This is a genomic window from Wolbachia endosymbiont (group A) of Oxytorus armatus (assembly GCF_964027005.1).
GTDB lineage: Bacteria > Pseudomonadota > Alphaproteobacteria > Rickettsiales > Anaplasmataceae > Wolbachia > Wolbachia pipientis.
The window spans coordinates 738,986-753,999 of sequence record NZ_OZ034719.1 but is presented as its reverse complement, the minus strand read 5'-3'; the positions used below and the strand labels follow the sequence as shown (position 1 = coordinate 753,999).

General features: G+C 34.6%; 14 protein-coding genes and 1 pseudogene. 7 read left to right on the top strand and 8 right to left on the bottom strand.

Translation table 11 applies throughout. The features are described 5' to 3' along the window. Positions 1-418: 418 nt before the first annotated feature. Complete coding sequence (locus AAGD79_RS03720; protein WP_341811129.1) at positions 419-1,765, bottom strand: IS110 family transposase; 1,347 nt, start codon at positions 1,763-1,765, stop codon at positions 419-421. A gap of 210 nt (positions 1,766-1,975) precedes the next feature. Then, a complete protein-coding gene (locus tag AAGD79_RS03715) occupies positions 1,976-3,037 on the bottom strand; it encodes a hypothetical protein (RefSeq protein WP_341811128.1) in 1,062 nt (353 codons plus the stop codon). Positions 3,038-3,161: 124 nt separating this feature from the next. On the opposite strand from AAGD79_RS03715, the pseudogene AAGD79_RS03710 reads away from it, so the two are divergent. The 5 genes and pseudogenes from AAGD79_RS03710 (at position 3,162) to AAGD79_RS03690 (ending at position 7,741) form a co-directional block, all read left to right on the top strand. Continuing rightward, a pseudogene (locus AAGD79_RS03710) lies at positions 3,162-4,026 on the top strand (IS982 family transposase). Between the two features lie 46 nt (positions 4,027-4,072). Beyond that, positions 4,073-4,690 (top strand): AAA family ATPase, encoded by a 618-nt coding sequence (locus AAGD79_RS03705; protein ID WP_341811127.1) that lies wholly within the window; start codon positions 4,073-4,075, stop codon positions 4,688-4,690. 176 nt (positions 4,691-4,866) lie between these two features. Beyond that, positions 4,867-6,189, top strand: a complete 1,323-nt coding sequence (locus AAGD79_RS03700) for a hypothetical protein (protein ID WP_341811126.1) — start codon at positions 4,867-4,869, stop codon at positions 6,187-6,189. 30 nt (positions 6,190-6,219) lie between these two features. Beyond that, on the top strand, positions 6,220-6,894 hold the full coding sequence (gene pyrF / locus AAGD79_RS03695; RefSeq protein WP_265042827.1) for an orotidine-5'-phosphate decarboxylase: 675 nt from the start codon (positions 6,220-6,222) through the stop codon (positions 6,892-6,894). 49 nt (positions 6,895-6,943) lie between these two features. After that, positions 6,944-7,741: a hypothetical protein gene (locus AAGD79_RS03690; protein ID WP_341811125.1), complete on the top strand. Its 798-nt coding sequence runs from the start codon at positions 6,944-6,946 to the stop codon at positions 7,739-7,741. Positions 7,742-7,933: 192 nt separating this feature from the next. Here the strand turns inward: AAGD79_RS03690 and AAGD79_RS03685 are convergent, their stop codons facing one another. Next, on the bottom strand, positions 7,934-8,227 hold the full coding sequence (locus AAGD79_RS03685) for a hypothetical protein (RefSeq protein WP_010962608.1): 294 nt from the start codon (positions 8,225-8,227) through the stop codon (positions 7,934-7,936). A 48-nt stretch (positions 8,228-8,275) separates the two neighbouring features. On the opposite strand from AAGD79_RS03685, the gene AAGD79_RS03680 reads away from it, so the two are divergent. Beyond that, positions 8,276-9,475: a phage major capsid protein gene (locus AAGD79_RS03680; protein WP_065094900.1), complete on the top strand. Its 1,200-nt coding sequence runs from the start codon at positions 8,276-8,278 to the stop codon at positions 9,473-9,475. Between the two features lie 356 nt (positions 9,476-9,831). Here AAGD79_RS03680 and AAGD79_RS03675 read toward each other — a convergent pair whose 3' ends face one another. From AAGD79_RS03675 to AAGD79_RS03665, 3 genes are read right to left on the bottom strand one after another with little or no spacing between them, the layout of a single operon-like run. After that, entirely contained in the window at positions 9,832-10,464 is a 633-nt protein-coding gene (locus AAGD79_RS03675) for an amino acid ABC transporter ATP-binding protein (RefSeq protein WP_341811124.1), read from the bottom strand. Beyond that, the gene (locus AAGD79_RS03670; protein WP_022626279.1) at positions 10,457-11,104 is read right to left on the bottom strand and encodes an amino acid ABC transporter permease; all 648 of its coding nucleotides are present in this window, start codon (positions 11,102-11,104) and stop codon (positions 10,457-10,459) included. Before AAGD79_RS03670 ends, AAGD79_RS03675 begins: the two co-directional genes overlap by 8 nt. Then, positions 11,104-11,838, bottom strand: a complete 735-nt coding sequence (locus AAGD79_RS03665) for a substrate-binding periplasmic protein (protein ID WP_265042817.1) — start codon at positions 11,836-11,838, stop codon at positions 11,104-11,106. The genes AAGD79_RS03670 and AAGD79_RS03665 overlap by 1 nt, the downstream gene beginning before the upstream one ends. A gap of 125 nt (positions 11,839-11,963) precedes the next feature. On the opposite strand from AAGD79_RS03665, the gene AAGD79_RS03660 reads away from it, so the two are divergent. After that, positions 11,964-12,419, top strand: a complete 456-nt coding sequence (locus AAGD79_RS03660; RefSeq protein ID WP_010081874.1) for an arginine repressor ArgR — start codon at positions 11,964-11,966, stop codon at positions 12,417-12,419. A gap of 53 nt (positions 12,420-12,472) precedes the next feature. Here AAGD79_RS03660 and tatC read toward each other — a convergent pair whose 3' ends face one another. Together tatC and AAGD79_RS03650 are read right to left on the bottom strand one after the other, a co-directional pair. Then, positions 12,473-13,234, bottom strand: a complete 762-nt coding sequence (tatC, locus tag AAGD79_RS03655; protein WP_341811123.1) for a twin-arginine translocase subunit TatC — start codon at positions 13,232-13,234, stop codon at positions 12,473-12,475. Then, the gene (locus tag AAGD79_RS03650) at positions 13,231-14,328 is read right to left on the bottom strand and encodes a type I glyceraldehyde-3-phosphate dehydrogenase (protein WP_341811122.1); all 1,098 of its coding nucleotides are present in this window, start codon (positions 14,326-14,328) and stop codon (positions 13,231-13,233) included. Before AAGD79_RS03650 ends, tatC begins: the two co-directional genes overlap by 4 nt. Positions 14,329-15,014 lie beyond the last annotated feature (686 nt).

Genomic DNA, 15,014 nt, shown 5'->3' with positions numbered 1-15,014 from the left:
TCATTTGCTTGCTTATCTCTGAAACTATCTTCACTTTTTTCCATATAGCCGCCTCTAGTCTAACTGTGCAGATCGATTTGCTGCCACGTGCGTAATAAGTACAACATTAGAGTTGCTAGATAAATTATTATTAGTACCAGCTTCAGCGGCCAAATAACGACCATCTTCAGTACATGTGAGTATATATAGCCTTTCTTATAATAGTCCGAATGCGATAAGATATGTGTTTATGGCTATAGCAGGCCAGTAGCATATTACGGTCTGTTCGGATTATTGTAAAAAGAGCTATAATTTAATAGTGTTGCGGCTGCTTCCCTATCATTCAGTTTTGGGTCCAAACAATAATCTATCAATTTACTAATTGACTGTTTATTTGTAACTCGACCCTCAAACTCCCTGAGAGATCCTACTCTCTCTTCTAAGAAACTCTTTCTGCTAGTAGCTCTTTTTTAATCAAGACACAACCAAATTCACTAGCTTTCTTGCTTAGAGTCTTCACTATTTTTTCCTTATATAACTTTTCATAGTAATCAATGCCCTTCTCTACATATTCCTGTCCATACTTTAGCATACTATAAAAAATGCACGCCAATTTCCTAGCCGTAGCGGTAATCGCTTTCGGTGCTCCTAGTCGTTTTTTTAACCTTCTGCAATATGCACCAATCCCACTGTTGCTTCTTGACACACACTGGGCAGCCATCCTAAAAGCATTTGCAGCACGAGCAATAACTTTGCGAGTTCTCGTCCCAAATACTTTTTCCCCTGTAACTTTATTAGCAGGACTTAGCCCCAACCAAGAAGTAAAGTGCTTCTCTGATGGCCATTTATCGTGGTTCAAACCAACTTCTGAGATAATTGTTTGTATAGTTAGCACATCAAGCCCAGGAACTTTAGTAAAATCAATACCGGTTACTCTATACAGTTCTTCGTGTAAAGGAAAGTCTGGTCTGTTTTTTGAAAACCTATTCTTTATTTTGCTGCATCGCTTATTCTCGTCAGATTTTGTTTCAAATGTTTTGTAATATTGTTCGATGCTTTTGTCGCATTCTGCTATTTTTTCCTGATAAATATTATACAATTCAAATTCTTGCTTTAACACAAATAAGAGTTCCTTTCTGTAGTCGCCTTTTAGCGCTTTTGCCATGGTAGATCTATCATTTCTTATCCGTACATCTCTCAATTCTGATAATTTTTCAGGATTCCTTTCACCTTCAATTATTGCTTTGATAATTTGCATACCGGTCACTCCAGTAATATCACTTATGACTTTGTGTAATTGAACGTTCATTTGAATTAACGCTTTTTGCATACGTAGAATATGTGTGGATGCACTTTCAATCAGGTTGCTACGTTGCCTAACGTAATTACGCAACACACACATTTGATCATCAGGTCTAAACGACCCATGGAGTAATCCATAGCTGTGTAATTGTTGTAACCATTGACAGTCTTGAACGTCGGATTTTCTACCAGGCACGTTCTTAATATATCGTGCATTTACCAATTTTACCTCAAATCCATATGACTCAAGTATTTGAAACAAAGGAATCCAATATACTCCTGTTGATTCCATAGCTACTGTTCTAACTTTACATTTCTTTAACCACCCTGCTAAGTTATGAAGATCAACTGTAAAGCATCCAAATTTTTTGACACGTTGTTCATCTCTTCCTTCAGGTACACATACATAATGTACAGCTGAGCCGATATCAATTCCTGCTGTATCAGGATTCACTATTTCTAGTTTACTTTTTGCCTTTATCATGGTAATTATCCTACTATAACTTATAATGGAGAAGCACTTAAGCTTGGGACGGTTAGATTATACAATCTTCTAATCGAGGTAGTCATAATAGACTCCATCAGTGGTTTAACCGTTCCTCCAAAACCACGCTCCTAAACGGGCACTTAAGCACCATTGATCAGTCGGTTATAACTGCAGAAGTACTTCTTGATAAATTATATATAAAAATTGCTATGGAAGTGAAGAAATAGTTTCTTTCCGGTTTAACAAGATTTTTTTCTTGTTCGACGCTCCTAAGTTTATAACGAATTGCTGCGTTTCTTCAGGTGTAAGTTTACCTACTCTGTAATCTAACTCATTTGCGGTTCTTGCACGTTCTACTTCTTCGTGTCCATAGCAGCCTAATAGGTTACTTATTGCCTGTACCATACCATTTAGACTATTTGCAAGTTCTACTCCTAATATCCTATACAATGACTCTTGTACCGATGTCGTATAAACTTCATCAATCACTTCTTTCAGGCAGACCAGAGTATAGATTATAAATTTTCTTTCTTCTCTTGATTCTGATAGGCTCTTTAAAATATCAGTAAGAGTTGGTACTATAACATTCCGCACAACTTCTTGATTTCTTATTAAGTTTGGTACTGTATTTTTTAATACCTTAGCCCACTGCTTATCTTCAGGCAATTTTCTTTCACTTATGGCAGTTAAAATTGTACTTCCAAGAGTTGGATCAGTTATTGCCTGAAAAATAGCATATGATACTTCCAATGATAAATGGTAAACAAGCGATAATAGATGTAAATTGGAAATAGGAATGCTGGAGCGTATCTTTAGAACATCTTTAACAGCAGCATAGAATTTCTTTAAAGTACTAGAATCTCTAGCACCTTGAAGTTCTTCAAAATTACTTAACTTATTAATGAAATTTTCTTGTATATTTTGAAATCTTGCTTCAATTAATTCCTTTTTGGATGTCATTTTTTTAGCTACACTTTCAGTCTTTTCCTTTACTTCCAGGTATAGTGCACCTGCTTCTGCTCCTCTTTCTGCTATAGTTGATAACCCGCTAAACAAATCATTAGCTGCTTCTTCTAGACTTATGTTAAATACAGCATTATTAACAATTACCTCGTGTTTGCGTTCCCCTTTTACTTTTTTATATAATACAAACAGAGACATAGATGCTATTGCAGTCAAAAAGAAGGTCACAGCTACTATTACTAACACTAGCGGAGACATTTTAATTAGAGTAAACGTGGCTGCAGCTCCCATACCAAGCGAAAACATCGCTACACATCCAACCGCTACTTGGAAACCCCAGTTATGGATTAGAAAACAGATAAAAGTAGAATTAATAAAGAGGGAAATAGGGTAAACTCAAGTATTTTAACAATAATTTAAGAGGTTACCCATGAAGAAAGATATTACAGAACTTTACTGCTGCGTCGAGGATTTTTGTCGTGTAGTAGATGAAAATTTTGCAAATAAGTTCTTATCAAATGGCAAAAAACCAACCAGAGTACCAGAAATAGCGCACTCAGAAATGCTAACCATAATCCTGTTATACCACCAATCGCCATGTAAAAACTTCAAGGCTTTTTATCTTTGTTACCTTAAGTTACTCTATAGATCAGAATTTTCAAAGATGCCTTCATATCACAGATTTATTGCCTTAAAGCCGAGAGTTTTACGGTATTTAGCATTACTTCTTCAATGGTTCTGCGAACAAGCGAAAATGACAGGTACTTCCTACATTGACACTTCTACGATTGCCATTTGCCACAAGAAAAGGATCTCTAGGAACAAAGTTTTTGATGGTTTAGCAGAAATTGGTAAGAGCACGTATGGTTGGTTTTTTGGCTTTAAATTGCACTTGGTGATTAACGAAATTGGAGAAATTCAATCACTTACTCTAACCAAAGGTAACGTTGATACCTGTGCCAACTATAACTAAAAGACTGACAGGACTTTTGTTCGGAGATAAAGGCTATATCAAGAAGGAGCTCTTTGAGGAACTCTTCGATAGAGGTTTAAAGCTTGTCACTAAAGTGAAAAAAGGCATGAAAAACGCACTAATCTCACTAAAAGAGAAGGCTTTATTGAGAAAAAGGTCGATTATTGAGACAGTCTTTGGTTGTTTAAAAAATAAATTTGAGCTTGAACATACACGGCACAGATCGCCAATAAATTTTCTGGTACATATTTTTTCTACATTAATTTCATATTCCATGCAGTCAAAAAAGCCTTCTATTTCTAAGCCTTACTGTGTTGGTTAATCCATAACTGGGGTTTATAAGTGTTTCTGGATCTGATTTGCTTAATGTGTCAAATATAAATAAGGTTTTTGAGAAAGCAAAAAAAAACACTCCTTGTATAGTTTTTATAGATGAAATTGATAGCATTGGCAAAATACGCAGTGATAATAATGTAGAATCTTTAAATAATTTATTAGCTGAATTGGATGGATTTGAATCTAGAAAAGGTGTGACGGTGATTGCTGCAACTAATCACTTAGGTGTTTTAGATAGGGCACTTATTAGGGGAGGTCGTTTGTCCATACACATTAAGATTCCTACATTAGACACAGACACACGTAAAAAAATAATAAATGAGTATTTTCAGAAGAAAGAATTGCAAAATATATTTATTGACACAATTTTACGCAATACTAATGAGAATTTTTCACCAGCAAATCTGATTAGTTTATTAAAGGAAATAGAAGATTGTGGAAGTAAAGTACTTAACAATACTAAGATTGCGGTTATTTATCGAAGTTTTAAGAAGACTCATAATATTAAAAAGGTGTCGAATAAGCAGACTAACGGGAAAATTGAAAATTCTATAGGAGAATCACAGCAATACACATCCAGACCATCACATAAGCTGAATGACGCTTTATGTGATTCTGGATATACCAGTATGTTCTACCCCGATCAATAGCTAACTAGACTTATAAGTACAATGGTACACTCGATACACAAGGTCTAAGTCATTTTTTAGCTAGCAGACTGAAGATGGGAAGTTTGTTGTAGGTGCAGCACTATAATTCCTCCACAGATAAGAGAATTTTAATAAATATATACAAGACTGCTGAACGTGGGGGGAGGAGGGGAGTAATGAGCAATTTGCTTAGTGAGGCTAACACATTTTATTTTATAGCTAGTTCCTTAGCTACTCTTACGTTACTTACATCTTTAGCGCTTATTGTAACTTCTAATGTGCCTCTTCCTCTAATTCTTGCTTTAGCTACATTATCTGTTTTGGTGCTTGCACTTTCGTATAAAATAATTAGTAATAATAAAAAAATAGAGGTTGAGAGAAATAAATTCGCTCAGAAAGAGCAAGAGTTGGAAAATAAAATAACTCTAGGAAAGGAAGCTGAAGAAGCTGCAAACAAAGAAGTGAAGAATCAATTACATGAATTAACTAGAGAGAAGCAAAATTTAGACAAGAGAGCAAAAAAATTGAATCAGAAAGTAAATGAGTCAGAAGCTGAGAGAAAATCTTTTCTTAAAGAAAAAGAATCTTTAGAGAAAAAATTAGAAACAGCAAAGAATCGTACGTTTGAAATAGACAATGAATTGGACAAAACAAGAAAGGAAATAGGTAAGCTTAATGAGCAGGAAGAGAAATTAAAACTTGAAATCTCATGTTTGAAGAAACAGTTGGAAGAAAGAAGTAGATTTATTGCAAAGCTGAAGATGGAAGTGGATGATAATAAACATTTAGAGCTAGAGAATAAGGGGTTAAATGATAGAATAGAAACGTTACGTGAAGTACAAAAGGCACTACGTGAGAAAAAACATGAACTTAGTGAAAAAGTAGAGGCATTGAATAAGGAAAAAAATAAACTTTCTAAAGAAGTAGAGGAATTACGTGAAGAACAAGAAAGGCTGCATGCAAACTTAGATAAGCTACAATGTAAAATTAAAGAGGTCAACAAAAAAAAGAAAAATTTATCTAAAGAATTAAAAGAGAAATTTGAAGAGTTAGATGAAGCAAATGGTTTAATTAAAAATCAATCTTTTGAGTTAGATGGGATAAGAAAAGATTGTAATAATGAAGTAAAAAGTTTAAGAAATTCACTTTTAGAACGAGACAGTCAAATAGAAGATTTTTTGAAAGAGAAAGAAAAACAAGTGAATTTTGCGCAACTGTTGATAAGATGCGTAACAGACAATATAGAAGAACCAATAAGAAATAATGATGGAAAAGCAATATTAGATACGATTCAAATATTAAAGTCTGCGTTACAAGGAGAAATTGCACGGCTTTTGCCAGACGAAACGCCTTCTTCTTCGCTGGAAGATCTTGGATATGAATCATTATTTGTCAGTCGCTCATCCACCCCGACCAAGTTGCCAAATTCACTATTGACAGAATCTTATGAACGCAGTCAGTTCAATCAGAGTGAAAGTATTTGCAAAACACAACAATGAGTCTTATTATAAGATAAATCATGCAAGATAATGAACCCAATAATATGCGCACTGGATACACAAGACTTAAATAAGGCTATTTCTCTAGCTAATGCTCTGCGTGGTAAAGTTGGCATGGTAAAGCTGGGATTAGAATTTTTTGCTGCTCAAGGTCTTTCTGGAGTGCAAGAAGTTGCAAAATGCAATGTACCAATTTTTTTAGATCTGAAATTGCATGACATTCCAAACACTGTAGCCAAAACAGTTGAAGTAATAAAAGTTCTGAACATTGAAATGTTAACTCTGCACATCAGCGGTGGAACAAAAATGCTTGAAGAAGCGCTAAGTGTAGTGCAAGGCACAAAAATAAAGCTGATTGGAGTGACAGTGCTAACTAGTATGAACAATGAGGATTTAAACGAGCTTGGAGTAGCAAGAGAGGCAAAATCACAGGTAATTTTGCTTGCAAAGCTTGCAAAAAAGATTGGACTCCATGGAATAGTCTGTTCTGCACTAGAAGCTCAAGAAGTGCGCCGAGAATGCGGTGAAGACTTTAAAATTATTACTCCAGGAATTCGTATAGATCCAGGTCATGACGACCAAAAAAGAACAGCAACACCAAAAGAAGCAATAAATTCAGGAGCTGATTATATCGTCATTGGCAGACCCATTACAAAAACTACAAGTAGTGCGGAGCTAATATTGAAATCCATGAAAGAATTTTAATATAATAACTTAATTTATAAAAATACTAACATATTAATTAGGAATAAGCATGAGTAATATCAATAGAATAATACGCGAAGTAATCAAGGAATTCCGCTCAAAATTACCAGATAAGGAAATAGAGGAATATTATGGCAAATTGAATAAGCTACATATCTACCAGTGCAATAAGCATATAATAGAAAATAAGAAGCTATATCATTATACAATAAATGGGAAAACCCATGCTATGGGTCAGCATGGGCATAATTTTGTCAAGAGTTTAGAAGTTATCTTGAGGAATAAGCCACAAATTTCCTTAGAAGAGGTAATTGATTTTATGGAAAAAATAATTAATTTTGGTATTGATAGTTGTTATGGAGCATTTGAGATGATATTTGAATCTCGCTCTGGTGTTACAATAGATGATGCAGTTAATTTTGTAAAAGATAGCTTATCTAGTAAATTTTATAGATTCCATGGCAGTGGGATTTTCAAAGTAATATTAGAACTTAATCCAGAGAGCTCTCTTGAAGAGATAGAGAAACAATTTAGCAAAGTAGTAGATCCTTACTTTCTTAATGCTTGGAGTCGAGAAAGTGAAAGGGCTTTTGCTAAGATATGTAGGTTATGTAGAGAAGGACATGTGGAGAATATGCAGAAATTTGATTTTAGCAATTTTAATTTAGATCAAGATAGTGCTGGAGCATTAAGAGCACTGTTACAGTATTGTGTTGACGTTTCTAATCAAAAAGCTTTAGGTGATTCACATGAATTGCATAGAGAAGAGATGGAGGGGATATATAAATTTGATGATAATTACGATTTAAATTTAGATAGTGATCATAATGATAGTATCTGGCATTGAAATTATACTACAATAATAAAATAACTGGATAAAAATTATCACCAAAAAAATTCAAAAAAGTGCTTGACATAAAAGAACGAACATTATATAGTGTCATTATCTTTTATTTTACCTCGCTTAATTTAATTACTGGATTAAGCTTACAGTACTAAGCGTGGCACTTTGTGCCACGCTATTTTTCGGTTTACATTTTCAACAGATAAAAAATGATGCCATTTCAGTGCCAAGCACATAACTGTACGGATATTCATTTTTAAAGGTAAATTGCACAACAGATGATGTCATTCCAGTGCTTGACACTGGAATCCAGAAATTTTGCTTATAACTGAGCTGATGAGCTAAAGGTAGTTGTCTTACGCTAAAACAAACGTTTTTAATTAAGTTGCATAGAAGCTGGATCCCAGTGTCAAGCACTGGAATGACATCGTTTACTATGTACCATATTGCAATATTCGTACAACTGTGGGAAACATCTATGGATGCCATTCCTATTACCTTATTTCCATTTTTATTTCATTTTCAAAGGAGGCTATTATGTCACTTACCGATATCGCTCACCGTATCAATGAACTCGCTTCATCATGGGAGCAATTTAAATTAATAAATGATCGCAAACTAAAAGAAATTGAAAGCAAAGGGCGTGCTGATTCTGCAACAATTGAGCAGCTATGCAAGGTAAATAATGCCATTGATAGTTGCAAAGAGCGTTTAGACTTGATCGAAACTGCAGCTCAACGCCCAGAAGTAAATACAGATTTTAGCACAAGCGATAAATATTTTTCTGATTATATCCGCAAGGGAATGGAAAGCGGTTTATCACACAAAACCCTCAGTGGAGATGACAGTGATATCGGGGGGTATCTAGTTACTCCGCATATTGTAAAACGCATAAACAAGCGCGTAACTGATTCGTCCCCAATGCGACAAATATGCTCCAGTCAAAGAATCTCTACTGAAACATTGGATTACATTATAGAAGATTTTGACCGCGCCGGTGCAGGTTGGAGCAGTGAAACAGTAGATGATGAGGACGGTGGCAATAAGTCTAAGTATGATTTTGCAAAAGATACGGACACGCCCAAAATCCAAAAGATTTCCGTCACAACTTACGAGTTATATGCTCAACCACAAATATCACAAAAGTTACTCGATGATGCGTTTGTCGATGTTGAGAGTTGGCTGGTGGAAAAGATTGCCGAGACTTTTAGTAAGGAAGAAAGCGAAGCCTTCATTAAGGGTGAGGGCACTTTTCAACCAAAAGGAATTTTAGCTTATGAAAATGGAAACAGTTATAATAAAATAGAGCAAGTTAAAACTGAAAAATTAGATAGTGATTCAATAATGATGTTGTATTACTCTCTGGACGAATATTATTCCAAAAATGCGTCATTTTTGATGAACAGGAGTACGTTGAAGGATATCAGGCTGCTAAAATCTCAAACAGGTCAGTATCTCTGGCAGCCAAGTCTGTCGCTTGAAGCTCCAGATACTTTAATGGGAATACCAGTATATCAATCTGCCGATATGCCACCAGCGCCAAACAATCAGCTACCAGTAATTGCGATGGCAGATTTCAAACAAGCTTATAAGATTGTAGATAACAGAGGAATGAGAATATTAAGAGACCCTTATACGAATAAACCTTATGTGAGGTTTTTTGTCACTAAGCGTGTCGGCGGAGAGGTTGTAAACACCAGTGCTATTAAATTGTTGAAAGTTGCGAGCAAGTACTAAAAACTTCCGCAGCATCATCTTTATAGCTGATCAAAGCAACACGTCATACCGCGATTCATTCCATAACTGTACGAACATTGTGATTTTGGCCCATCAGGAGGGTGTCATCCCAGTGCTTGACACATATAGCTAAACTGACTTAGATTTACCGACAGTTTGAAAAACAAAAATTCGTCATTCCGCTACTTGTTAGCGGAATCTATGCTGAGATATCGCGGCGGTATGACGTAGGAAAACCTTTCTTGGGTTAGCTATAGTTTGCTATATTATGTAATTTTGTTTTCCATAATGTATATTATGTAATTTTTGATGCTAAAATCTGTTATAGCTCTCAGTATGATATGAGTGATTCTCTTTTAATAATTATTTTTTAAATAGTTTGTTGGTTCATCAATTTCTTTAGGATTGATATCTACAATTATTTTTCCGTTTTTTAACAGAATAATCCGATCTGATATTTTTGTTAAAAAATCCAAATTGTGAGAAGCGATAATCATAGTAATACCCATATCTCTAACTGATTGTAATAGTTCCACAACGTCGACTATTGTTGCTACATCTAAACCAGACGTTGGCTCATCGCATAATAGAATCCTTGGATTCATCATTAAGCTTCTGGCAAGCGCAACCCGCTGTTTTTGCCCACCGGATAGATTACTAGGGTAATCATTTTTTTTAGAGGCAATACCCAAAGACTCAAGTAGTGAATCACTTTGATCCTGAGTTTTGTTTTTAAGTTTGGGAGCATATGTAAGATTTTCCCAGACAGTCATATGTGAGAAAAGTTGAAAATCCTGAAATACAAAACCAGTACTATCATTGCATTCAATGCTACCAGAATCTAAAACTTCGAGTTTTTGTATACAACGTAACAATGTTGATTTACCACTACCAGAAGGACCAGCAAGACCAACTATAGATTGCTCTATAATCAGGTTAATATTATTAAGTACTGGAATATTATTAAATAATTTACAAATATTATGCATTTTTATCATATATACCTTTCTGTTCAATCTTTTTGCCTATATATTCAATTAGTAATACAAGAGCGTAATAATAAGCCCCAGCAAGACAAAGTGGTATAAAATAAGTAAATTGTTCTGCTGCAAGCATTTGCGCAGAGCGCATAATATCAACACCACCAATAGTAGAGATTAATGCCGTTTCTTTAAGAAGTGCAATGATCTCATTTATCATTGCAGGAAGAATATTTTTAATAACTTGTGGTAATATAATATCTCTCCACATATAGAAACTAGGTATTTGTAAAGTTTTAGCTGCTTCAAACTGGTTTTTTGATATAGTTTCAATACCAGCTCGTAAAATCTCAGCAATATAAGCACAGCTATTTAGACCAAATGCTATAATGCCAGCACTAAATATGTTTAATTTAATTCCTGCAATGGTTGGGGTCATAAAATAAACAACACTTAACTGTAATATAAGGGGGGTGCCACGTATTACAGATATAATTCCATTAATTAATGGAATACAGATCTTATTATATCTGAGTACTGACAATAATCCCCCTAGACTCACACCTAAAAGCAGTCCTCCAATCAATAATTTTAAAGTAAAGGCAAGGCCTGTTCCAACAAACAAGAAATTAGAAATTAATTCTTGCATCAGTTATCTCCTAGCCATTTTTCTGCTATCTTTTGTATTACACCTTTACTTTCTAAACTTTTTAACGCCTCGTTTATTTTATCCTTTAAATTAGATCCTTTATTCACAGCAATAGAATAACCATTATCTGACTTAGCGATGGCTGACCATGATAGACCAGGATTTTTTTTGCTAAATACTTTACCTTGGAATCCATCGATTAGGACGCCATCAACATGACCAGACTTTAATGTTTCTACAGCTTGATTATTATTGTCCATAGCAATAATTTGAGCTGTTGTAGGAACATGCTCTTTTAGCCAAATTTCCATGACAGTTCCTAGTTGAACGGCTATCTTCTTGTGAGTTAAGTTGTTTATACCGGCTATGGGTTTATTTTTGTGATATAGAATACCAAATTCCCCTGTATAATAACTATTTGAAAAATCAAAATTTTTTTCACGCTCTTCTGTGCTACCAATAGTAGATATAGCAGCATCTACAGAATTACTTTGTAATGCTGCAAATATAGCACTAAACTGCATATCTTTAAACATTGCTTCTTTACCTAACTCTTTTGCTACTAATTGAGCAAGCTCAATGTCAAAGCCAGTAAATTTACCATTTTCATAATATTCAAAAGGTGGATAATCTGCAGAAATTGCAAATCTAATGATATTATCGTGTTTATTTTCCTTGCATCCTGTTAATAGAATACTTATCACTATAATAGCATTTAAAATATATTTTTTCATATTACTAATTTATATTCATATTTTATTCATCTTATGAATATAGACATTAAAAATTGAATAGTCAAGAAATAATGAATATAATTTCAAATATACTTATTACATATTCAATATGAGGAAAATGCATAATGCATGACAACACACTAGGTGAACATATTTTAAATATTATTCAAAATCACGAAATTTTAGAGCAGAGCGATTTACAGACCTTGCTTAAAGAAAGAGGGCACAACATTCCTCAGGCTACTTTATCAAGAAAATTAAAAAAACTTAAAATTGCCAAAGTTGCTGGTATGTATAAAGTAATTGACATCAACCAATATCGATTACCATTAATACTTAATATGCAAATTTCGGATTTTGGTTTAATAGTACTACACACTCAACCAGGACAAGCTAGCAGCCTAGCTTACTTTCTAGATCAGAAGTATGTTATTTATTCATTAAATAATAGCAAAAACATAGGAATTATAGGAACTATAGCAGGTGATGATACAGTATTATTGATCATCAAAAGTAAGGCTGAACTTAACAAAGTATTACAATCAATTTATGAAACATTTCCATATTTAAGTCCTGAATAAGAATGTTGTAAGTTAAAAATGTGATATAAAGGAGATAAGAGGGATTTCTTTGTTTAAATCTTTGTCTTCTTTTTTTCAATATACCTACATATCAGAATGGACAATTCATATAGAATCAGCATAGGTATTGCAAGCCCTACTTGGCTTAATACATCAGGTGGAGTTAAGATTGCAGCGATAATAAAAATTACCACTATCGCGATTCTGCGTTTATTTGACAAACTTTGTGTAGTGAGTAACCCTACTCTCACCATTAATGTGAGTATTACTGGAATTTGAAATGCAGTGCCAAAAGCAAACATAAATTGGAGAACGAGGTCTAAATATTCGCTAACTGATGGCATAAACTCTATTGGTATACCGAAAGATTTCCCACTATGTTCAAAAGTGATGAAAAACTTCCAGGCTAAAGGAAATATATAGTAATAGACTACAGTAGCTCCCGTTACAAATAAAACCGGTGTTGCAATCAAGTATGGCAACAACACTGCCCTTTCACTTTTATATAACCCAGGTGCTAAGAACATATAAAATTGCCATGCAAACACAGGAAAAGAAAACAAAAGTGCGCTCATTATTGCAACTTGGAGATACACAAAAAATGCCTCTGTTAAGTCTGTGTAAATTAAAGAAAAACCTTTGCTACCTTTTGTTGCTTCTATTAAAGGTGCGAGTAAAAAACGGTATATATTTTCCTTAAAGTAATAACAAAAACCAAAAGCAACGCAAAAAAATAAAAAGCAAAAGATAACTCTTTTTCTGAGTTCCGCAAAGTGCTCATAAAATGAGGCGTATTTGCTTGAGTTCCAGTTCATACTTTACTATAGCTCAATAATGCTATGTCTAACATTCTCAGCGAAAAAGCCCACTCATTGTCATACCACGCTGCAACCCTGCATATATCACCTGTAACATATGTACCAGTTAAATCCACAATTGCACTATAAGGGTTATGCACAAAATCTATTGAGACTAAAGGTTCCTCGCATATAGAAAGTACATTTGACATTGGATAACCCTCTGTCATCCTAGTACCCTCTGATGTCATCCGAGTAGCTGACACTGGGATCCAGAAATTAGATTCCAGCGTCACGCGCTGGAATGACGTAGAGGAGAGAGCTGCATCCTTAAACATTTCATTGATTTCTTTAACGGTCGCTTTCTTATCAGTCGTAAATGTAAAATCAACCATAGAAACATTGCTAACCGGAACTCTGACGGCAGTGCCATCTAGCTTTCCCTTTAATTCAGGAATTACAGAACCGATTGTTTTTGCTGCCCCGGTTGTAGTTGGCACCATAGATAATCCGCAAGCCCTTGCTCTACGCAAATCTTTATGATTACCATCAAGAACATTTTGATCATTCGTGTAGGCATGTATAGTAGTCATAAAACCGCTTTTTATGCCTAAACTAGAATGTAGGACTTTCACAATCGGAGCAAGGCAATTTGTAGTGCAAGAACCTGCTGATATCACTTTATGCTCTTTTTCGAGCATATCGTTATTCACACCATAAACTATAGTGACATCAGCATACGGAACTGGAGCAGAGACAATTACTTTCTCTGCATTGTGCCTTATTGCTTCTTCACGTTTATTGAATGCACCAGTACATTCAAGTATTACATCAACATTCCAAGGAATATTTTCAGGGCTCCGTTCTCTATACAAAGAAAACTTTTTGCCATTTATAGAAATCCAATTTTGAGACTCATTAAAATCAATATCACCACTGAATTTGCCATGAACAGAATCATATTTAATCAAATGTGCATGCTGCTCAGCACCGAGCGATCCATTGATAGCTACAACTTCTATTTGCTCACTATACTTTTCTATTTCATAAATAGCACGCAATACACTTCTGCCTATTCTACCCAGACCATTAATTCCTACGCGAACCGTCATCTCTTCATTCAAAAAATTTAATTATAGAGGATATCACTTGATATTTCATTCTATTCTTTTGCTTTTCTATCGATATGAACATTATAGCAAGGAGACAGGGCTAAAAACTTGCTTGACAAACTCCGCCAGCCCCCTTATCATGAAACTGAAGCTATTGTATTTGCTTTCGCCAATCTGCAGATTAAAAGGTAAGGATTACTTAATGTATCGGCGTCTTATGTTTAATTTTTTGCAGTATATAGATACTGTATGTCTTTACAAAACTTCATCTACATCTAGATTTTTATCTAAATAAGCTGAACGCGCTTATAAAGCGTTACAAGACATCAAAAAATGCCAATACTTGACAGAGATAGTAAAAGACTAGCTAACTCGGGGATTCTTTGTCTTTTTTTCTGCTTGGTAAATTTCTTAAACATTTGCAGCGTAGGTTAGTTGCAATTAAAAGCGGCTGAATCTCGCTTGTCAAGCGTTTAAAACATAAAAAACGCCAATATTTTAAAGCAGATAATAACCCCAGGGCTTCTTTTGCCTTTTTTTTATTTGGTAAATTTCTTAATGTTTATAGCTAAAAGAGCCCAAGAGAGGTCAATGCCCCTGTGATGTCATTCCAGTGCTTGACACTGGAATCCAGCCTTTATTATGCAGCCACTTGGTTGAAATTAAGTCTTCTGGATCCCAGTGGG

Excerpts from the sequence above, each read along its gene's own strand:
- AAGD79_RS03720 (WP_341811129.1), bottom strand. The coding sequence starts at position 1,765 with ATGATAAAGGCAAAAAGTAAACTAGAAATAGTGAATCCTGATACAGCA.
- AAGD79_RS03715 (WP_341811128.1), bottom strand. The coding sequence starts at position 3,037 with ATGTTTTCGCTTGGTATGGGAGCTGCAGCCACGTTTACTCTAATTAAA.
- AAGD79_RS03700 (WP_341811126.1), top strand. The coding sequence starts at position 4,867 with ATGAGCAATTTGCTTAGTGAGGCTAACACATTTTATTTTATAGCTAGT.
- pyrF (WP_265042827.1), top strand. The coding sequence starts at position 6,220 with ATGAACCCAATAATATGCGCACTGGATACACAAGACTTAAATAAGGCT.
- AAGD79_RS03690 (WP_341811125.1), top strand. The coding sequence starts at position 6,944 with ATGAGTAATATCAATAGAATAATACGCGAAGTAATCAAGGAATTCCGC.
- AAGD79_RS03685 (WP_010962608.1), bottom strand. The coding sequence starts at position 8,227 with ATGGCATCCATAGATGTTTCCCACAGTTGTACGAATATTGCAATATGG.
- AAGD79_RS03680 (WP_065094900.1), top strand. The coding sequence starts at position 8,276 with ATGTCACTTACCGATATCGCTCACCGTATCAATGAACTCGCTTCATCA.
- AAGD79_RS03675 (WP_341811124.1), bottom strand. The coding sequence starts at position 10,464 with ATGCATAATATTTGTAAATTATTTAATAATATTCCAGTACTTAATAAT.
- AAGD79_RS03670 (WP_022626279.1), bottom strand. The coding sequence starts at position 11,104 with ATGCAAGAATTAATTTCTAATTTCTTGTTTGTTGGAACAGGCCTTGCC.
- AAGD79_RS03665 (WP_265042817.1), bottom strand. The coding sequence starts at position 11,838 with ATGAAAAAATATATTTTAAATGCTATTATAGTGATAAGTATTCTATTA.
- AAGD79_RS03660 (WP_010081874.1), top strand. The coding sequence starts at position 11,964 with ATGCATGACAACACACTAGGTGAACATATTTTAAATATTATTCAAAAT.
- tatC (WP_341811123.1), bottom strand. The coding sequence starts at position 13,234 with ATGAACTGGAACTCAAGCAAATACGCCTCATTTTATGAGCACTTTGCG.
- AAGD79_RS03650 (WP_341811122.1), bottom strand. The coding sequence starts at position 14,328 with ATGACGGTTCGCGTAGGAATTAATGGTCTGGGTAGAATAGGCAGAAGT.